This window comes from Paraburkholderia sp. J8-2 (assembly GCF_905220195.1).
Taxonomy (GTDB): Bacteria; Pseudomonadota; Gammaproteobacteria; order Burkholderiales; family Burkholderiaceae; genus Paraburkholderia.
This window is the reverse complement of the sequence record NZ_CAJMZA010000002.1, coordinates 77,165-92,534: the sequence shown is the minus strand read 5'-3', so window position 1 is coordinate 92,534 and position 15,370 is coordinate 77,165. Positions and strand designations below refer to the sequence as shown.

Annotated in this window: 12 protein-coding genes; 6 read left to right on the top strand and 6 right to left on the bottom strand. The window is 65.7% G+C overall.

The genetic code is table 11. The features are described from left to right. Positions 1 to 221 precede the first annotated feature (221 nt). Positions 222 to 1,277, top strand: a complete 1,056-nt coding sequence (murB, locus tag U5A52_RS05695) for a UDP-N-acetylmuramate dehydrogenase (RefSeq protein ID WP_321934229.1) — start codon at positions 222 to 224, stop codon at positions 1,275 to 1,277. A gap of 36 nt (positions 1,278 to 1,313) precedes the next feature. Here murB and U5A52_RS05690 read toward each other — a convergent pair whose 3' ends face one another. After that, positions 1,314 to 2,141, bottom strand: a complete 828-nt coding sequence (locus U5A52_RS05690; RefSeq protein WP_321934228.1) for an EAL domain-containing protein — start codon at positions 2,139 to 2,141, stop codon at positions 1,314 to 1,316. Positions 2,142 to 2,385: 244 nt separating this feature from the next. Between U5A52_RS05690 and hmgA the strand changes: the two genes are divergently transcribed. Further along, positions 2,386 to 3,735: a homogentisate 1,2-dioxygenase gene (gene hmgA / locus U5A52_RS05685; protein ID WP_321934227.1), complete on the top strand. Its 1,350-nt coding sequence runs from the start codon at positions 2,386 to 2,388 to the stop codon at positions 3,733 to 3,735. After that, a complete protein-coding gene (fahA, locus tag U5A52_RS05680; RefSeq protein ID WP_321934226.1) occupies positions 3,732 to 5,045 on the top strand; it encodes a fumarylacetoacetase in 1,314 nt (437 codons plus the stop codon). Before hmgA ends, fahA begins: the two co-directional genes overlap by 4 nt. A gap of 85 nt (positions 5,046 to 5,130) precedes the next feature. Here the strand turns inward: fahA and U5A52_RS05675 are convergent, their stop codons facing one another. After that, complete coding sequence (locus tag U5A52_RS05675; RefSeq protein WP_321934225.1) at positions 5,131 to 6,288, bottom strand: MFS transporter; 1,158 nt, start codon at positions 6,286 to 6,288, stop codon at positions 5,131 to 5,133. A 324-nt stretch (positions 6,289 to 6,612) separates the two neighbouring features. Next, on the bottom strand, positions 6,613 to 7,797 hold the full coding sequence (locus tag U5A52_RS05670; RefSeq protein WP_321934224.1) for an MFS transporter: 1,185 nt from the start codon (positions 7,795 to 7,797) through the stop codon (positions 6,613 to 6,615). 348 nt (positions 7,798 to 8,145) lie between these two features. Here U5A52_RS05670 and U5A52_RS05665 point away from each other — a divergent pair, with 348 nt between their 5' ends. Further along, the gene (locus tag U5A52_RS05665) at positions 8,146 to 8,415 is read left to right on the top strand and encodes a hypothetical protein (RefSeq protein WP_321913070.1); all 270 of its coding nucleotides are present in this window, start codon (positions 8,146 to 8,148) and stop codon (positions 8,413 to 8,415) included. Positions 8,416 to 8,481: 66 nt separating this feature from the next. Here the strand turns inward: U5A52_RS05665 and U5A52_RS05660 are convergent, their stop codons facing one another. Continuing rightward, positions 8,482 to 10,299, bottom strand: a complete 1,818-nt coding sequence (locus U5A52_RS05660) for a winged helix-turn-helix domain-containing protein (RefSeq protein WP_321934223.1) — start codon at positions 10,297 to 10,299, stop codon at positions 8,482 to 8,484. A 244-nt stretch (positions 10,300 to 10,543) separates the two neighbouring features. Further along, positions 10,544 to 11,344 carry a crotonase/enoyl-CoA hydratase family protein gene (locus U5A52_RS05655; RefSeq protein ID WP_321934222.1) on the bottom strand — a complete coding sequence of 267 codons (801 nt, stop codon included), beginning with the start codon at positions 11,342 to 11,344 and terminating at the stop codon, positions 10,544 to 10,546. A gap of 117 nt (positions 11,345 to 11,461) precedes the next feature. On the opposite strand from U5A52_RS05655, the gene U5A52_RS05650 reads away from it, so the two are divergent. Continuing rightward, positions 11,462 to 11,989: a plasmid fertility inhibition factor family protein gene (locus U5A52_RS05650; protein ID WP_321913067.1), complete on the top strand. Its 528-nt coding sequence runs from the start codon at positions 11,462 to 11,464 to the stop codon at positions 11,987 to 11,989. 82 nt (positions 11,990 to 12,071) lie between these two features. Here U5A52_RS05650 and U5A52_RS05645 read toward each other — a convergent pair whose 3' ends face one another. Continuing rightward, positions 12,072 to 13,052, bottom strand: coding sequence for a LysR family transcriptional regulator (locus U5A52_RS05645; RefSeq protein WP_321934221.1), 981 nt, complete (start codon positions 13,050 to 13,052; stop codon positions 12,072 to 12,074). A gap of 572 nt (positions 13,053 to 13,624) precedes the next feature. On the opposite strand from U5A52_RS05645, the gene aspT reads away from it, so the two are divergent. Continuing rightward, the gene (aspT, locus tag U5A52_RS05640; RefSeq protein WP_321934220.1) at positions 13,625 to 15,307 is read left to right on the top strand and encodes an aspartate-alanine antiporter; all 1,683 of its coding nucleotides are present in this window, start codon (positions 13,625 to 13,627) and stop codon (positions 15,305 to 15,307) included. The last annotated feature ends 63 nt before the right edge of the window (positions 15,308 to 15,370 follow it).

Here is a 15,370-nt window from a genome sequence, read left to right as displayed (position 1 = left end):
ATGCAAACTACGCGCCCGCGACCCGCAGCCGCATTTTCAGGCAGCGGTTCGCGCACTCGCTATAATCACGGACCGACGCCATTCTACCGGCGCCATTGCGTTTGCCCAAGGCGGCTTGCCGCCGCCAGTTGGCGAGATCCGCGGTCATGCGCGGTGCAAGGGTGTCCGCCGGCGGCCTTTCCGGCCTTTTTCCGTCTGCTGTCCGTAATCCGCTCTCCCCCATGCCTGTCGTCCAAACGCCCGTCGCTACGTCTCCAGTGTGGTTCGCCGCCGGCTTTGCGCTGCGCGCGCACAACACGTTCGGCTTTGACGTGCGCGCGCGCTACGCGTGCCGGATCGAAAGCGAGGCCGATCTCGCCGCCGCCGTGCGCGATCCGCGCGCGCAGGGCTTGCGCACGCTCGTGCTGGGCGGCGGCAGCAACGTCGTACTCACGCGCGACTTCGACGGCCTCGTGCTGCTCATGGCGCTGGCCGGCAAGCGCGTAGCCCACGAAGACAGCCAAGCCTGGTATGTGGAAGCGGCCGCGGGCGAGAACTGGCACGATTTTGTGTCGTGGACGCTCGAGGCGGGCATGCCGGGCCTCGAGAACCTGGCACTGATTCCAGGCACCGTGGGCGCGGCGCCCATCCAGAACATCGGCGCTTACGGGCTCGAGATGGCCGAGCGCTGCGTCTCGGTGCGGGCCATCGAGATGGCGACGGGACAAGCCGTGGAGTTCGATGCGGCTGCCTGCCGTTTCGGCTATCGCGACAGCTTTTTCAAGCGAGAAGGGCGCGAGCGCTTCGTCATTACCTCGGTCACGTTCCGCTTGCCGAAGATGTGGCAGCCCAACGCGGGCTATGCCGATCTCGCGCGCGAACTGGCACAGCACCACGCCGGCGAGACGCCGCATGCGCGCGCCGTGTTCGACGCCGTGGTCGCGGTGCGGCGCGCGAAGCTGCCTGACCCGCTCGAACTCGGCAATGCAGGTAGTTTCTTCAAGAACCCGGTGATCGAAGCGCAGCAGTTCGATATGCTCGTCGTGCGCGAACCGCAGATCGTTTCGTATCAGCAGGCCGACGGGCGCGTGAAGCTCGCGGCGGGCTGGATGATCGACCGGTGCGGCTGGAAGGGCCGTGCGCTGCGCTCCGCGGCCGTGCACGAGCGCCAGGCGCTCGTCCTCGTCAATCGGGGCGGCGCGACCGGCGCGGACATTCTCGAACTCGCAGAGGCGATCCAGCGCGACGTGCTCGCGCGCTTCGGCGTGGAGCTGGAGCAGGAACCCATCAGCCTGTAAGGCCTCAGGCGCCGCTTCGCCGCGCCTGCCTCCCCCTCAAACGACCTTGTCCTGGGCCGCGAACACCGGCCCTTGCACGAAGCGCACGTCGTACTGCTGCAACTGTTCGAACTGCGCCGCATCGGTCACGCGGTTGAAAATGAGCGGGATGCGCAGCCTCGCCGCATAGCTCACGAGCGGCTTGACCATCGAATCGCGCAGCGCGGACGATGCATCCATCTTCACGAAATCGGGCCGCGGCACGTCCGACACAGAAAGAATCTGCCCCGCATTGGGCAGATTGCCAGCCACCTTGAACCCGTACCGCTGATAGCTCTTCGTGAGATAGCCGAGGAACGTGCGGTGCGCCACCGCCGCCGCCGGCAGTTCGATCACGATACGCCCGGGATTGAGCCCGAACGACACCAGCACGTTCGAGAAGTGCCGCCCATGGTCGTACTTCACGCTCTTCAGGAGCCGCTCGTGCACGCGCAGAAAGAGCAGCCCGTGCTGCTGGCCACCCAGAAAATTGATGGCGTGCAGCGCGCGCACCATGCGGTCGACCGCGACGAGGTCGGGATCGTCGAGCGTGTCGCTGAATGCGTCGCAGGGCGCGAGCAGGCCGTTCTGCTCGCGCAGCGTGACCGCCTGATAGCCGAGTTCGTCGCCAAAGCGCGAGGCCATCGCGAGATCCGCGGTCAGCGACTGCGCCCCGCTGTGCACGCTGATGTCGTAAATCGGCTCATAGGCGCTCAATAGCTCCACGCCGCGCCGCCGCGCCACGGCCTCGGTGGCGTGCGCGCCAGTGCCCATCGCCAGATGCTCGCCGAGAAACGGATGGTCGGCGGCGCGGGCAACGAGCTCGGGAATAGTGGGAGCGATCATGGTGATGTAGCGGGGAGCGGGTGAAAAGCGCGAGCCCGGCACGGGGTCGCATGACCCGATGGTAGCAGCCCGCAGCCGCGCCGGATGGACTGTTTGGTCATAACGTTATCGGCCGTTCATCCACGTTCTGCAGGCCACGAACGACTTCCAGGGGTTAACGCTTAATTTCACTAAACGTAATTCGTTTTACCATCCGTAAATCGCGTGACCTGATGTCACGGCCCGAGAACGTGGAGAGACAGCAATGAACGCACCCCTGCGGCACCCAACCGAAGTCCAGCACGGCTACATGAGCGGCTTTGCCAACGAGTTCGCGACCGAGGCGCTGGCGGGCGCGCTGCCGGAAGGCCAGAACTCGCCGCAGCGCTGTGCCTATGGTCTGTACGCCGAGCAGCTATCGGGCACCGCGTTCACCGCGCCGCGCTCGCACAACCGCCGCACGTGGTTCTACCGGATCCGTCCGGGCGCCGTGCACCAGCCGTTTGCGCTGGTCACCGCGCGCCTGAACGTGAACGGCGCGCCGCGCCTCGTCGCCGATTTCGGCGAGGTGCCGCCCACGCCGCCCAACCAGCTGCGCTGGGACGCGCTGCCCATGCCCACGGAGCCCACCGATTTCATCGACGGCTGGGTGACGATGTCGGGCAACGGCTCGGCGGCCTCGATGAGCGGCTGCGCCATCCACCTGTACGCGGCGAACCGGCCGATGGTGGACCGCTTTTTCTACAACACCGACGGCGAGCTGCTGATCGTCCCGCAGCAAGGGCGCCTTGCGATTCGCACGGAAATGGGCCGCCTCGACGTCGAGCCGTTCGAGATCGTCGTGATTCCGCGCGGCGTGCGCTTCACGGTGGATTTGCCCGATGGCGAAGCGCGCGGCTATATCTGTGAGAACTTTGGCGCGCTCCTGCGTCTGCCGGACCTCGGCGTGATCGGCTCGAATGGGCTCGCGAATCCGCGCGACTTCCTCACGCCCGTCGCCGCGTATGAAGACCGCGAAGGCGAGTTCGAACTCGTCACGAAACTCAACGGCCAGCTCTGGCGTGCCGACATTGGCCATTCGCCGCTCGACGTGGTGGCGTGGCACGGCAACTACGCGCCCTACAAGTACGACCTGCGCCACTTCAACACCATCGGTTCGATCAGCTACGACCATCCCGACCCGTCGATCTTCCTCGTGCTGCACGCACCCACGGACACGCCGGGCGTCGACTCGATCGACTTCGTGATCTTCCCGCCGCGCTGGCTCGCGGCCGAGAACACGTTCCGTCCGCCCTGGTATCACCGCAACGTGGCGAGCGAGTTCATGGGCCTCGTGCACGGCGTGTACGACGCCAAGGCCGAAGGCTTCGTGCCGGGCGGCGCGAGCCTGCACAACTGCATGTCGGGTCATGGCCCGGATGCCGAGACCTTCGAAAAAGCCTCGAACGCCGATACGACCAAGCCGCACAAGGTCGGCGACACGATGGCCTTCATGTTCGAAACCCGCACGCTGATTCGCCCGACGCGCTATGCGCTCGAAACGAGCCAGCTGCAGGCGCATTACTACGAGTGCTGGCAAGGCCTCACGAAACACTTCAATCCGGAGCAGCAATGAACAGCACCATGACGGACGACCTCAAGGCGACGCTCGACGCGAAGCGCAAGAGCTGGGTCGAGAGCGCGAACGACGCGCAGTGCGATTTCCCGATTCAGAACCTGCCATTCGGCGTGTTTAGCACGACGGGCAATGCCAATACGCGCGTGGGCGTGGCGATCGGCGACCTCGTGGCCGACCTTGCGGTGCTGCACGAAACCGGGCTGCTGCGCTTGCCCGCGAGCGCGCCGCAGGACGTGTTCGCCCGTCCCGCGCTGAACGACTTCATCGCGCTTGGCCGCGACGTGTGGCGCAGCGTGCGCGTGCAGCTTTCGTCGCTGCTCGCGCTTGACACGGCCACGCTGCGCGACGACGCCGCGTTGCGCGAGCGCGCCTTCGTGAAGCTCGCCGACGCGAAGCTGCATCTGCCCGTGCAGATTCCCGGCTACACCGACTTCTATTCGTCGAAGGAACACGCGACGAACGTCGGCTCGATGTTTCGCGATCCGAAGAATGCGCTGTTGCCGAACTGGTCCGAGATGCCGATCGGCTATAACGGCCGCGCGTCGTCGGTGGTGGTGAGCGGCACGCCGGTGCGCCGCCCGAACGGCCAGTTGAAGCTGCCCGATCAGGAGCGTCCGGTGTTCGGCGCGTGCCGCAAGCTCGATATCGAGCTGGAAACGGGCTTCATCGTTGGGCGCGGCAATGCGCTCGGCGAGCCGATCGCCTGTGAAGATGCCGAGGACCACATCTTCGGCATGGTGCTGCTCAACGACTGGAGCGCGCGCGACATCCAGCAATGGGAATACGTGCCGCTCGGACCGTTCAACGCGAAGACCTTCGCTTCGACGATTTCGCCGTGGGTCGTCACGCTTGATGCGCTCGAGCCGTTTCGCGTCGCGCAGCCGGTGCAGGAGCCGCAACCGCTCGAATACCTGCGTCACGCAGGCGACCATGCGTTCGATATTTCGCTCGAAGTGCTGATGCGTCCCGAGGGCGCTCGGGAGGTCACGACCATCGCGCGCACGAATTTCCGCCACATGTACTGGTCGATGGCGCAGCAGCTCGCGCATCACACCGTGGCCGGCTGCAACACGCGTGTGGGCGACCTGATGGGTTCCGGCACGATCTCGGGCCCCACGCCCGACTCGTTCGGCAGCCTGCTCGAACTCACGTGGAACGCGAAGAACCCGCTCGAACTGAAGAGCGGCGGCACGCGCGGCTTCATCGAAGACGGCGACGAACTCACGCTCGCGGGCTGGTGCCAGGGCGATGGCTATCGCGTGGGCTTTGGCGCCTGCGTTGGCAAGATCCTGCCGGCGTTGAAGTAACGGCGCATTCGTCTGAAAATCTGACAAGCAAAACGGCCGGTGCGCTCCGAAAGCGCATCGGCCGTTTTTTTCGCTTGTGCTCGCGCTATGCCCGCGCTTGCGCGAGCCCCCGCGAGCGTTCCCAACGCAGCGCGCCGAGAAACACCAGCGCGCCCGCGAACAGTACCCACAGCATCGCGTCGCGGCCCGCATGCTCCATCAGCGCGCCGGTGATGATCGGGCCGCCGAAGCTCGCCGCGCTCCACGCGGCACTCACGAGCGCACTCGCGGAAACGAGCGCGACGCCCTCGAAGCGCTCGCCGCACGCAACGATAGCCAGCGTGTAAATGGAGCCCGCCGCCGCGCCCAGCACGAAGAGGAGCGGCCAGCGCAGCCAGGGCGTGTCGACCACGAAGGGCAGGAGCGGCAGCAGCGCCGCGACGATCAGGCCCATAAGCGCATGCACGCGCTCGCGGCCTAGCCGGTCGGCGAGCCAGCCGATCGGGAACTGCATGATCGTGTCGCCGAGCAGCACGACCGAGGCGAACAGCACGGCCATTTCGCTGTTGATGCCGTGACCCATCGCGAAGAGCGGCAAGAGCGACAGCGCGAGTGTGTCGAACAGCGCGAAAAAGCCCGTGGCGATGATGAGCGCGGGCATTTTCGGCATCACGTTGCGCCAGCTGCCGTGCGGCTCGTGCATGTCGGTTTGCTGCGGATTCGAGCGGATCGCCGCAAGCATCGGCAGCGCGATGAGAAAGAGCGCGCCGCAGATCGCGAAGCGCCACGCCGTGTACGCCGCGATCTGGCTCACGAGCACGGGGCCCGACATCTGGAACAGTGTGAACGTAGTCGCGTAGATGCCCACCACGCGGCCGCGGTTCGAGTCGTCGGCGAGTTCGTTGACCCAGGCCTCGCCGATCGTGAAGAGCAGCATGAGCGCCGCGCCGCACAGCATGCGCAGCACGGCCCAGAGCCACAGGTTGGCGCTTGTCTGCATGAGCGCAGTCGCAACGGCCACGGTCAGCACCGAGCCGACGATCACCTGGCGTGAGCCGAAGCGCGTGGAGATCCATGCCGTGACCGGCACGACGGCGAGGCCGCCCAGCGCCTGGGCGGCCGTGAGCAGGCCGACGATGGCGGTGCCGTAGCCGGCGTCGGTGAGGGCGAGGGCGGTGAGCGGGAGGGTCGCGCCGGAGCCTAAGCCAACCACGGCTACGCTCAGGATCAGCGCGAGAAAGTCGCGGGTGAGGACGGTTTTCATCGGGCGAGATTGGGGCCTGCTCGCGCTAATAACCGGCTTGCGAACGTGCCTTTGCGGCCGCAGTGCAAGGAGTTAGGAGCGCCGTTTGGCTGAGCCAAACAAGCGACGCGCGACGCCGCAATGCGGCCGGAAAGGCACGTTCCCCAAAAAAGAAAATGTGCATTCTACGGGCTGGGCGCCAGAAGGGCCTGTTATTGGCGCGCGAGCAGGCCCCATTACGGGCGCTCGTACCAGGCGGCGCAGTCGTGCCTCACGTTGAGCATGCGCGCCTCAACGGAACGCAACGCGACGCACGTTCGTGCACGCCCGCATCGCAAAAAAACCTCACGCGCAGGAAGTCGGCCCCGAAACGGCCACGCGGCGGCGCGTGCGCCGCTCGATCTGCGCCGAGACCAGCGTGAGCGCAAGCGCCGCGAACGCGGTGACCACGCCCACCCACGGCAGCGCCGTGAGCGGCGCGCCCGCGCTGATCGCGACGCCCCCAATCCAGGCGCCACCCGCGTTGCCAAGATTGAACGCGCCCTGGTTGAGCGTGGAGGCGAGGTTGGGCGCGTCGCTCGCGCGGTTGACGATCAGCATCTGCAGCGGCGGCACGATCGCGAACGCGAGAATGCCCCACACGAAGATCGTCGCCATGGCCGCGATCGGGTCGTGCATCGTCAACGAGAACACGGCGAGCACCACGGCGATCATGGCGAGGAACGTGAGCAGCGAGCGCATGAGCTTCCAGTCGGCGAGCTTGCCGCCGAGCGTGCTGCCTACCGTGAGCCCGAGGCCGAACAGCAGCAGAACGAACGTGACTTCATGCGGCGAGAAACCCGTCACGTCTTCGAGAATCGGCGTGATGTAGGTGAACACCGCAAAGAGGCTGGCCGAGGCCAGCACGCTCATGCCGAGCACCATGAGCACCTGTGGGTTCTTCAGCACGCCGAACTCATGCACGAGGCTCGCCTTCTGCATTTCGATCTTCGCGGGCAGGCACACTTGCAGCGCCGCCGCCGCGACAATGCCGATGGCCGTCACGGCCCAGAACGTCGTGCGCCAGCCGGCGATCTGTCCGAGCGCCGTGCCGAGCGGCACGCCCAGCACATTGGCGAGCGTCAAGCCCGTGAACATCAGCGCGATGGCCTGGGCGCGGCGGTTCGGCGCGACGAGTCCTGCCGCGACCACCGAGCCGATACCGAAGAACGCACCATGGCAGAACGCGGTGACGATGCGCGCGGCCATCAGGATCGAGTAGTTCGGGGCGAGCGCACACAACAGGTTGCCGACGATGAAGATGCCGATCAGGCGCATGAGCGCCTGCTTGCGCGGCACGTTGGCAATGGCGATGGCGACGATGGGCGCGCCGATCGTCACGCCGAGCGCGTAGGCCGAGACGAGCATGCCCGCCGCCGGGATCGAGACGCTCAGGTCGCGCGCGACGTCGGGCAGCAGGCCCATGATCACAAATTCGGTGGTACCGATACCAAAGGCGGCAACGGCAAGGGCGAGCAGAGGCAGGGGCATGGCGTGGGGTCGGCGCGGTTCGGCAACGGGCTGAGCACGAAGCCGTTTTATTTAAGTCAACACGGAATTGTACTGAAACCTGACACAACGCATACGGCACGCTTTTCGACACTGTTGGGAAAACAACAGGTGCGCGCGCCGGACCTCGTTCACCGTTCCTTCATATTTCTTGACGATTTCTACAGGTTACGTGCATGGCGCAACGCGCTCCCGGGCCGCACGATACCTAACACGAACCCACGAGCGAAACCGTTCCCCATCCGGCCCGCCTGCCGGTGAGCGCGTCCTCGCCTCGTCCGTCCCGCGCATGACGGAACCGAACATGCGCAACCTTGCTGGAGCGATGACATGAACACGATGAACACAGTACGCATCGCAGTGACCGCAGCGGCCGCCTTCTTCGCAGCGAGTGCGTTGGCGCAGTCGCAGAGCGACGACCAGACCCAACAGGCCGCGACGCCGCCGGCGGCACAGGACGTGGGCGGCTCGCCGATGTCGACAGGCGCCTCGGGCGCGCCGATGGCGCTCACGCACGCGCAGGTCTATCAGGATCTCATACGCTCCGAGAAGTCGGGCCAGCAGAAGGCGCTGAGCGAAGGGCTCTATCACGGGAACTGAAGGGACTACGCAGACCAGGGTAGCAGGACGGCGACGCGACGCGCTCTCGCGCCTTGCGCCAACCGCTCAGCGTGTCGGGCCGCCGCCAATATGTTTTTCGATGAGCCGCATGCGCCCCGTTGGACGCCAGGGCGCGAACCACGGATTCGTGCGCAACTCGCATAGCCGCGAACTGCGCTCGGCGAGCGCCGTTTCGAGCCAGCGGAACATTTCGTCGGGCTGCGCGAGGCGCGCATAGGCCTCGGCGATGAGAAGCGGCGAGGTGTAGCGGGCCCGTCGCCGCGCGAGCAGATCTTCCAGATACCAGCGCAGCACCGCGTCATAGCCGCCCGCTTCCCAGCGGGCGCGAATGATGCCAGCGCGCGCTTGCTGGTTACAGCGCTCGAGTGCTTCCACGGTCGCGTCCACGGCCTGCGCATACAGCTTCTTCACTTCGAACGCGGTTGCGAGCAGCTGATACACGAGCGGCGGATGGTCCATGTGGCCCGGCGCGAGATATTCGCTCACGACTTCCGCATGCCTGCCCGACATCACCATGCCGAACGCGCGCGAGCCCTGGAACGCAAGCGGATCGATGCGTTCGGCGCGCTCCATCGCTACGTCGCCCTCGGCGCGGCGGCCCGCCGCCACGAGCATGCGCGCATAGAGCCTGTGCGCCTCCGGGTAACTCGGATTGCGCCGCAGCGCGTCCTTGAAGCCGGCCTCGGCGAGATCCCAGTCCCAGTCGTAGAAGTAGCGCACGGCCGCGAGTGCGTGATGTGCCTCGGGCAGATCCGGATCGAGTTCGAGCGCGCTCTCGGCAAGCGAGCGCGCGACCGGCCAGCCATCGTCGGGGGCGACGAAGCCGTGCACCACCGTCGATCCGTAGTAGTTCGAAAGGCCCGTATAGCCGAGCGCGTAGCTCGGGTCGTGCTCGAGCGCGGACTCGAAGTACGTTCGGCTGCGCACGAAGTCTTCGCCGTCGATGCCGTGATGCGCGCAAAAGCCCGCTTCGAAATGCACGCGGCGATACCAGAAGAAACGCCCGCGCACATACGCGTCGTGTGCGGCGGGATCGACGGGCAGGCGACGCTCGAGGCGCGTGCGCTGCTGCTCGGAAAGCGTGGACGCGAGATTCTCGGCGAGCGCCGCGACCGCTTCCTTGAGGATGTCGAGCGCGCCTTGCGTGGCGCTCTCGTGCGCGCGGCTCCAGATCTGTGCTTCGTCGGAACAGCGGATAAGACGCGTGAGGATGCGCGTTTGCTGCCCCGCGCGCGTGAGCGAGCCTTCGAGCACGTAGTCGAGCTTCAGTTCGCGCGCGATCTCGCCAATGCTCTTTTGCGTCGCGCGGTAACGCGCTGCCGTGGTGCGTGCGATCGTGAGCAGGCGCTCCGGGTTGAGCGCGCCGAGCGTGACCGAGATTTCGTCGGCGAGCTGGTAGCACAGGCTCTCCTGGCTCGCGTCGCCCGTGTGGTTGTCGAACGGCAGCACCAGCATGCGTACGGCGGGTGGCGCGTACTCGCTCTCGCGCGGCGTGTGCGCGTCGTGCGCGGGGGGCGAGGCATCGTGAAGCTCGGAGCGCTCGGGCAGGATGCCGTCGAAGCGGTAGCCCTTGCCCTTCACCGTAATGAGGTGGCGCGGGCTGGCCGGGTCGTCGGTGAGCGCGATGCGGATCTTGCGGATCGCCGTATTCAGCCCGTTGTCCGTGTCGCGAAAGGGACTGCCGGCCCACAGCCGGTCCACGATGTCCGCGCGCGAGAGCAACTCGCCGCGCCGGGAGGCCAGCAGGATCAGCAGATCCATCGGCAACCGCTCCAGCCGGACCTCCGCACCTGCCCGGCGTAGCTGGTACCGCTCGACGTCGAGTTCGAAGTCCGCAAAGCGGATGATTCGATCCGTCGGCATGAGATCTCTCCCGTGATGCGGGATCAGGGAAGGGGGCGCCGGGGCGGTTCGTCTGAAGATTGCCGTTAGACGCAGACGTGCTCAGCGTCATGAGACATGGCGGCAGGGGCGGGGGCAGCGGCGCGGATCAATTTCAATGTAGCGGGTCGCGCGCGCGCCTTCAAGCGTCAAGCGCAGCGTGTGCTGGTCACTGACGCGTGAATCGTCCGCCTGGAAGGACGCGTGCGTGTTTTCAATCAGCGGTCTACGGATCGAGTGGTTCGCCATGACGGCCCTCGCCAGCCGCGAAGCGAGCGGCAAGTGCGAGCCCTTCGTCGAGCACCGCGCGATAGCCGTGTGCACCTTCGCGGAGCAACGCTTCGGCAATATCGGGCAGCATGCTGTGTTCGAGCGCGGAGCGGCGGTCCGCAAGCAACGCGGCCTGCGGAAACGCTGCCAGTTGCGCGGCGAGTTGCGCGGCGGCCTCGCGCGCGCGGCCTTTTGCGACTACGCGATTGGCGAGTCCGAACGCGAGGGCTTCCTGCGCATCGATGGCGCGCCCCGTGAGGATCAGATCGAGTGCGCGCGAAAGGCCGATCAGGCGCGGCAGACGCACCGTGCCGCCGTCGATGAGCGGCACGCCCACGCGGCGGCAGAACACCCCAAGCACGGCATCTTCTTCGACCACGCGCAGGTCGCACAGCAGCGCGAGTTCGAGCCCGCCGGCCACGGCGTAGCCTGAAACCGCGGCGATCACTGGCTTGGTGAGCCACATGCGCGTGGGGCCGAGAGGGCCATTGCCACTGCCGTCCGCATGGATTTCATTGCGGCGTTCGGGGTCGGCGAGCGCGGTGAGGTCGGCGCCCGCGCAGAACGTGCCGCCCGCGCCATACAGCACGCCCGCGAGCCATGCGGGATTTTCCTCGAAGCGGGTAAACGCGGCGGCGAGTGCATTCGCTACAGGTCTGTCGATGGCGTTGCGCTGCGCGGGCCGATCGAGCACGAGAATTGCTACACGCTCTTGCGCTTCGATGCGCACGTGTTCGCCGAAGGTTTCGATGGTCATGTGCCGCTCCTCGATGCGCCCCGCATTCGTCATAAAAATTTCACGGTCCATCCGTAGCTTAGGCCGGTTTTAATTGCCCGAACCACGTTCTCCCGCGCACGCATGCAATCGACGTCCATGTCCAGCATCACCTCCGTTCCGGATTCCCCGTATCCTGCTTGTGGACCCTTCTGGACCGTCCCGTTGCCCAACCACGACGCGTATGACCATGTGCGCTTCAAGCGCGTCTTCACGACCGACGGCACGCGCCATGTCGTCGTGATCGTCGACTTGCACAAGCTGCTTCTCTGCGCCGACCGCGACGACACCGACTACGTGCTCAAGCCCGTCGACGACTGGCACAGCGGCAAGGTGCGGGGCATTCGCGAGTTTCTCGATCCCGACAACGAGCGCGTGCCGCAGATGCCGTACGTAACGATCAGCAAACGCCGCGTGGCAGGGCTGGCGGGTTGGTTCGGACTCGCGCACGAGGGCGTGGTGGCGTTTCGCAACGGCCAGCATCGTGCGCGCTACCTCGCGTGGGCGGGGGCGTCGTGGCTACCGGTGGAAGTGCACGAGCGCGAAGCGGCATTGCTGCACGAACTGTGCGGCGCGGGCGACCCGGGCCTGCTGGTTCCGGTCGACGGCAATGCGCCCAGGCCCTGAGGCGCCGCTCTTCGCGTAAGGTTGTTCTCGAACACATGTTCCCAAACCACGGGCGCGCGCATGGCGCGTGCCCGTTGTGTGTTCACGCTACGCTCAGCGGCCGGGCAGGCGCGCCAGGAGAATTCGCCGGTGATGACGTTGCCGTCGTCGCGGGCGCTGCGTTGTGCGCGTGTTCGAAATGCTCGACCGTGTAGTCGACGAAGCGGCGCGTCTTCGCGGGCAGATACTGGCGGCTCGGATAGACGATGGACATGCGCGCGTCCGGGTCGTCGATATCGTAGTCGGGCAACAGGCGCCGCAAGGTGCCCGCGGTGAAGTCGTCGGCAACGAGCGGCGCGGGCACGATCGCCACGCCCATGCCGGCAAGCGCCGCGAGGCGCACCATCAGCATGTTGTTGACGGCGTAGCCCGGCTGCAGCGTGACCTGCTGGGCCTGCTCGCCAGGCTTCGCGAACTGCCACGTCGCGCTGCGCTCCTCGGGCGGCAGCGCGACGGCCGCACACTGGGCGAGCTGCTCGGGCGTATGCGGCTCGCCGTGCTCGGCAAGCCATGCCGGAGCCGCGCAGGGCACGAACGTCGTGGTGCCGAGCGCGCGCGCCACACACTCGCCGTTACGTGCGGGCGTGGCGCCGACAATGCCTACGTCGAAGCCATCTTCCACGAGATCCACGGGCCGCTCGGCGAGCGTGAGGCGCACGTTCACGCGCGGATACAGACGCCGGTAACCGTCGATGAGCGGTGTGAGCGTGGCGAGCGAGAGCGCGCCCGCGGCCACCACGCGCAGCGTGCCGCTCGGCTCGCTTTCCGTATGCGCCAGCGAGCGCTCCAGATGATCGAGTTCCTCGAGCACGCAACGACAGCCCTCGAGATAACGCAGCCCTGCCTCGGTAAGCGCGAGATTGCGCGTGGTGCGGTTGATGAGTCGTGTGTTCAGGTGCGCCTCGAGCATCGCGACGGAGCGCGTGACGAGCGCGTTGGAGACGTCGAGCTGCTGCGCGGCGCGACGAAAGCTCTCGGTTTCCGCAACCCTGACGAAGACGCGCATGGCGTGTATCTGGTTCATGTGTAGCCTCGTATGCTCGATGCATGGACCGGTTGAGGGGCGCTGCGACTGCTGGCGAAGTTGGGGAACAAAGCGATGTGCTGCGTTGTTCTGAACGATATGCCGCGAATGGACGAGGGCGGCAATCTAACAAAAATAATATTGACAGTCGCTGAGAATTACAATATCTATCTCAACACACGGCAGCATTTCGAAGCTGTAAAAGATTCAGTACTCAAATGGCATGTATTGAATGAGGAATGCGTTGCACGTTTTTGTCGCTATCAACGATTTGTGCATTGCGGATAACGTGTTTGCGCCGTTCGAGCAGGCAGCGGCTATCCATTAGATCTGTCAGATTTACGACGGACTCGCCTTGCCTGCGGTAAATTGCGAGCCATTGCGCTCTGTGAATACATCGTAATTCACAACCTGGAAATTAGCGCGCATTGATTCTTTTGCTGTGTGAAAGAATTGTTGCACATGGGGAAAAATAGCGACCTGCATTGGCATTGCATGTTATTTAATGTGCATTGCCGCTCAATTTCGAGCATGCTTTCGGGCTAACTAAAACGTAAATCGGCAGACCAGACATGATCGTCGAATTGCTGAAGTCGCAACCCGAGATTGCCCTGTTCGTGAGCCTCGCGCTCGGTTATCTGATTGGTTCCATCCGCTTCGGGCCGATCTCCCTCGGGGGCGTGTGCGGCACGCTGATCGTCGCGCTCGTGCTGGGGCAAACCGGCGCGCGCATTGCGCCGGACCTCAAGAACATCGCCTTTGCACTTTTCATCTTCGCGCTCGGCTTCACGGGCGGTCCGCAGTTTTTCGCGAACGTCGGGCGTGGCTGGCGCTACGGTCTCCTATCGATCATCGAGATCGTCTCTGTCATGGCGCTCATCATGATCGCCGTCGTGGTGATGAAGCTCGATGCGGGCACCGCGGCGGGCCTGCTCGCGGGCGCTGCGACCGAATCGGCGGTGATCGGCACGGCTTCCGAAGCGATCACGAGGCTCGGCTTGACCGACGCCCAGGCGAGCACGCTGCAGGCGCATATCGTGACCGCGTACAGCGTGAGCTACCTCTTTGGCCTTATCACCATCGTGCTGTTCACGAGCCAGATCGCGCCGCTCATCCTGCGCATCAATCTGCGCGAAGAGGCTGCGCGACTGTATCGCAAGCTCGGCGGCGACGGCGTGCTCGACGACGGGCAACGCTTAGCGCTGCCGCCGCTCGTTGGGCGCGCGTTCAAGGTGGGCCCCGCCGCCGGCACGGAGGTCGCCGCCTTCGAGGCGCGCTTTGGCAACAACATCACGATCGAGCACGTGCTGCGCGAAGGAAGGCAGCTCGACGCCACTGCGCAGACCGTGCTGCAACCGGGCGACGTCGTGCTCGTCGCCGGGCGCCGCGAAGCGGTGATCGAGGCCGCTGGCAGCCTCGGCGAAGAGTTGCCGGGCGAGGGCTTGTTCAAGCTGCTCGCGAAGCGGGTGGACGTGATGGTCACGCGCCGCGACGTCAACGGCCTCACGCTTGCGCAGATGCGCGAGCGCGCCGCCCCGGAAGCGGGTCGCGGCATCTATGTGAGCGCGATTACGCGGCAAGACACCACGGTGCCGGCATTGCCCGGCACGGTCGTGCATCGCGGCGACGTGCTCACGCTGCTCGGTACGCCCAACGACGTGGCGCGCGGCGCGAAGCGGCTTGGCTACGTGATCCAGCAGACCCAGAAAACCGACTTTGTCTATCTCGGCCTCGGCGTGCTGGTCGGCATGATGATCGGGCGTTTCGGCGTGAACGTGGGCGGTGTCTCGCTCGTGCTCGGCACGGGCGGCGGCTGCCTGCTCTCGGGCCTCTTCTTCGGCTGGCTGCGTTCGCACTTTCCCGTGGTCGGCTCATTGCCCTCGGCTGCCGCGCAGGTGCTCAAGGACTTCGGCCTTGCCACCTTCATCGCGGCTGTGGGCCTCTCCGCCGGTCCCGACGCGATCAAGCTCGTGCGTGAGTACGGTCTTGCGCTGCCGCTCGCGGGCATTCTGATGGTGCTGATTCCGGGGCTTCTCTCACTCTGGATCGGTCGCATGTTCCTCAAGCTCGAAGCGCCGATGCTGCTCGGCGCGATTGCAGGCCAGCAGTGCAGCACACCGGCGATCAGTGCGCTCGTCGGCGTAGCCGGTAACTCGACTCCCGTGATCGGCTACACGATCACTTATGCGCTGTCGAACATCCTCTTGCCGCTCATGGGCCCCGTGGTGGTGGGGCTCGCGGCGAAGTTTGGCTGACAAGTTTGGCTGGCGTTTTTTGCTGGATCTGGCCGGCGCTGATGCACGCCTCACGGCCATCTC

What these genes read in the sequence shown, in the direction of transcription:
- U5A52_RS05650 (WP_321913067.1), top strand. Translation starts at nt 11,462, where the DNA reads ATGTCCAGCATCACCTCCGTTCCGGATTCCCCGTATCCTGCTTGTGGA.
- aspT (WP_321934220.1), top strand. Translation starts at nt 13,625, where the DNA reads ATGATCGTCGAATTGCTGAAGTCGCAACCCGAGATTGCCCTGTTCGTG.
- U5A52_RS05660 (WP_321934223.1), bottom strand. Translation starts at nt 10,299, where the DNA reads ATGCCGACGGATCGAATCATCCGCTTTGCGGACTTCGAACTCGACGTC.
- U5A52_RS05670 (WP_321934224.1), bottom strand. Translation starts at nt 7,797, where the DNA reads ATGCCCCTGCCTCTGCTCGCCCTTGCCGTTGCCGCCTTTGGTATCGGT.
- U5A52_RS05665 (WP_321913070.1), top strand. Translation starts at nt 8,146, where the DNA reads ATGAACACGATGAACACAGTACGCATCGCAGTGACCGCAGCGGCCGCC.
- murB (WP_321934229.1), top strand. Translation starts at nt 222, where the DNA reads ATGCCTGTCGTCCAAACGCCCGTCGCTACGTCTCCAGTGTGGTTCGCC.
- U5A52_RS05645 (WP_321934221.1), bottom strand. Translation starts at nt 13,052, where the DNA reads ATGAACCAGATACACGCCATGCGCGTCTTCGTCAGGGTTGCGGAAACC.
- hmgA (WP_321934227.1), top strand. Translation starts at nt 2,386, where the DNA reads ATGAACGCACCCCTGCGGCACCCAACCGAAGTCCAGCACGGCTACATG.
- U5A52_RS05675 (WP_321934225.1), bottom strand. Translation starts at nt 6,288, where the DNA reads ATGAAAACCGTCCTCACCCGCGACTTTCTCGCGCTGATCCTGAGCGTA.
- U5A52_RS05655 (WP_321934222.1), bottom strand. Translation starts at nt 11,344, where the DNA reads ATGACCATCGAAACCTTCGGCGAACACGTGCGCATCGAAGCGCAAGAG.
- fahA (WP_321934226.1), top strand. Translation starts at nt 3,732, where the DNA reads ATGAACAGCACCATGACGGACGACCTCAAGGCGACGCTCGACGCGAAG.
- U5A52_RS05690 (WP_321934228.1), bottom strand. Translation starts at nt 2,141, where the DNA reads ATGATCGCTCCCACTATTCCCGAGCTCGTTGCCCGCGCCGCCGACCAT.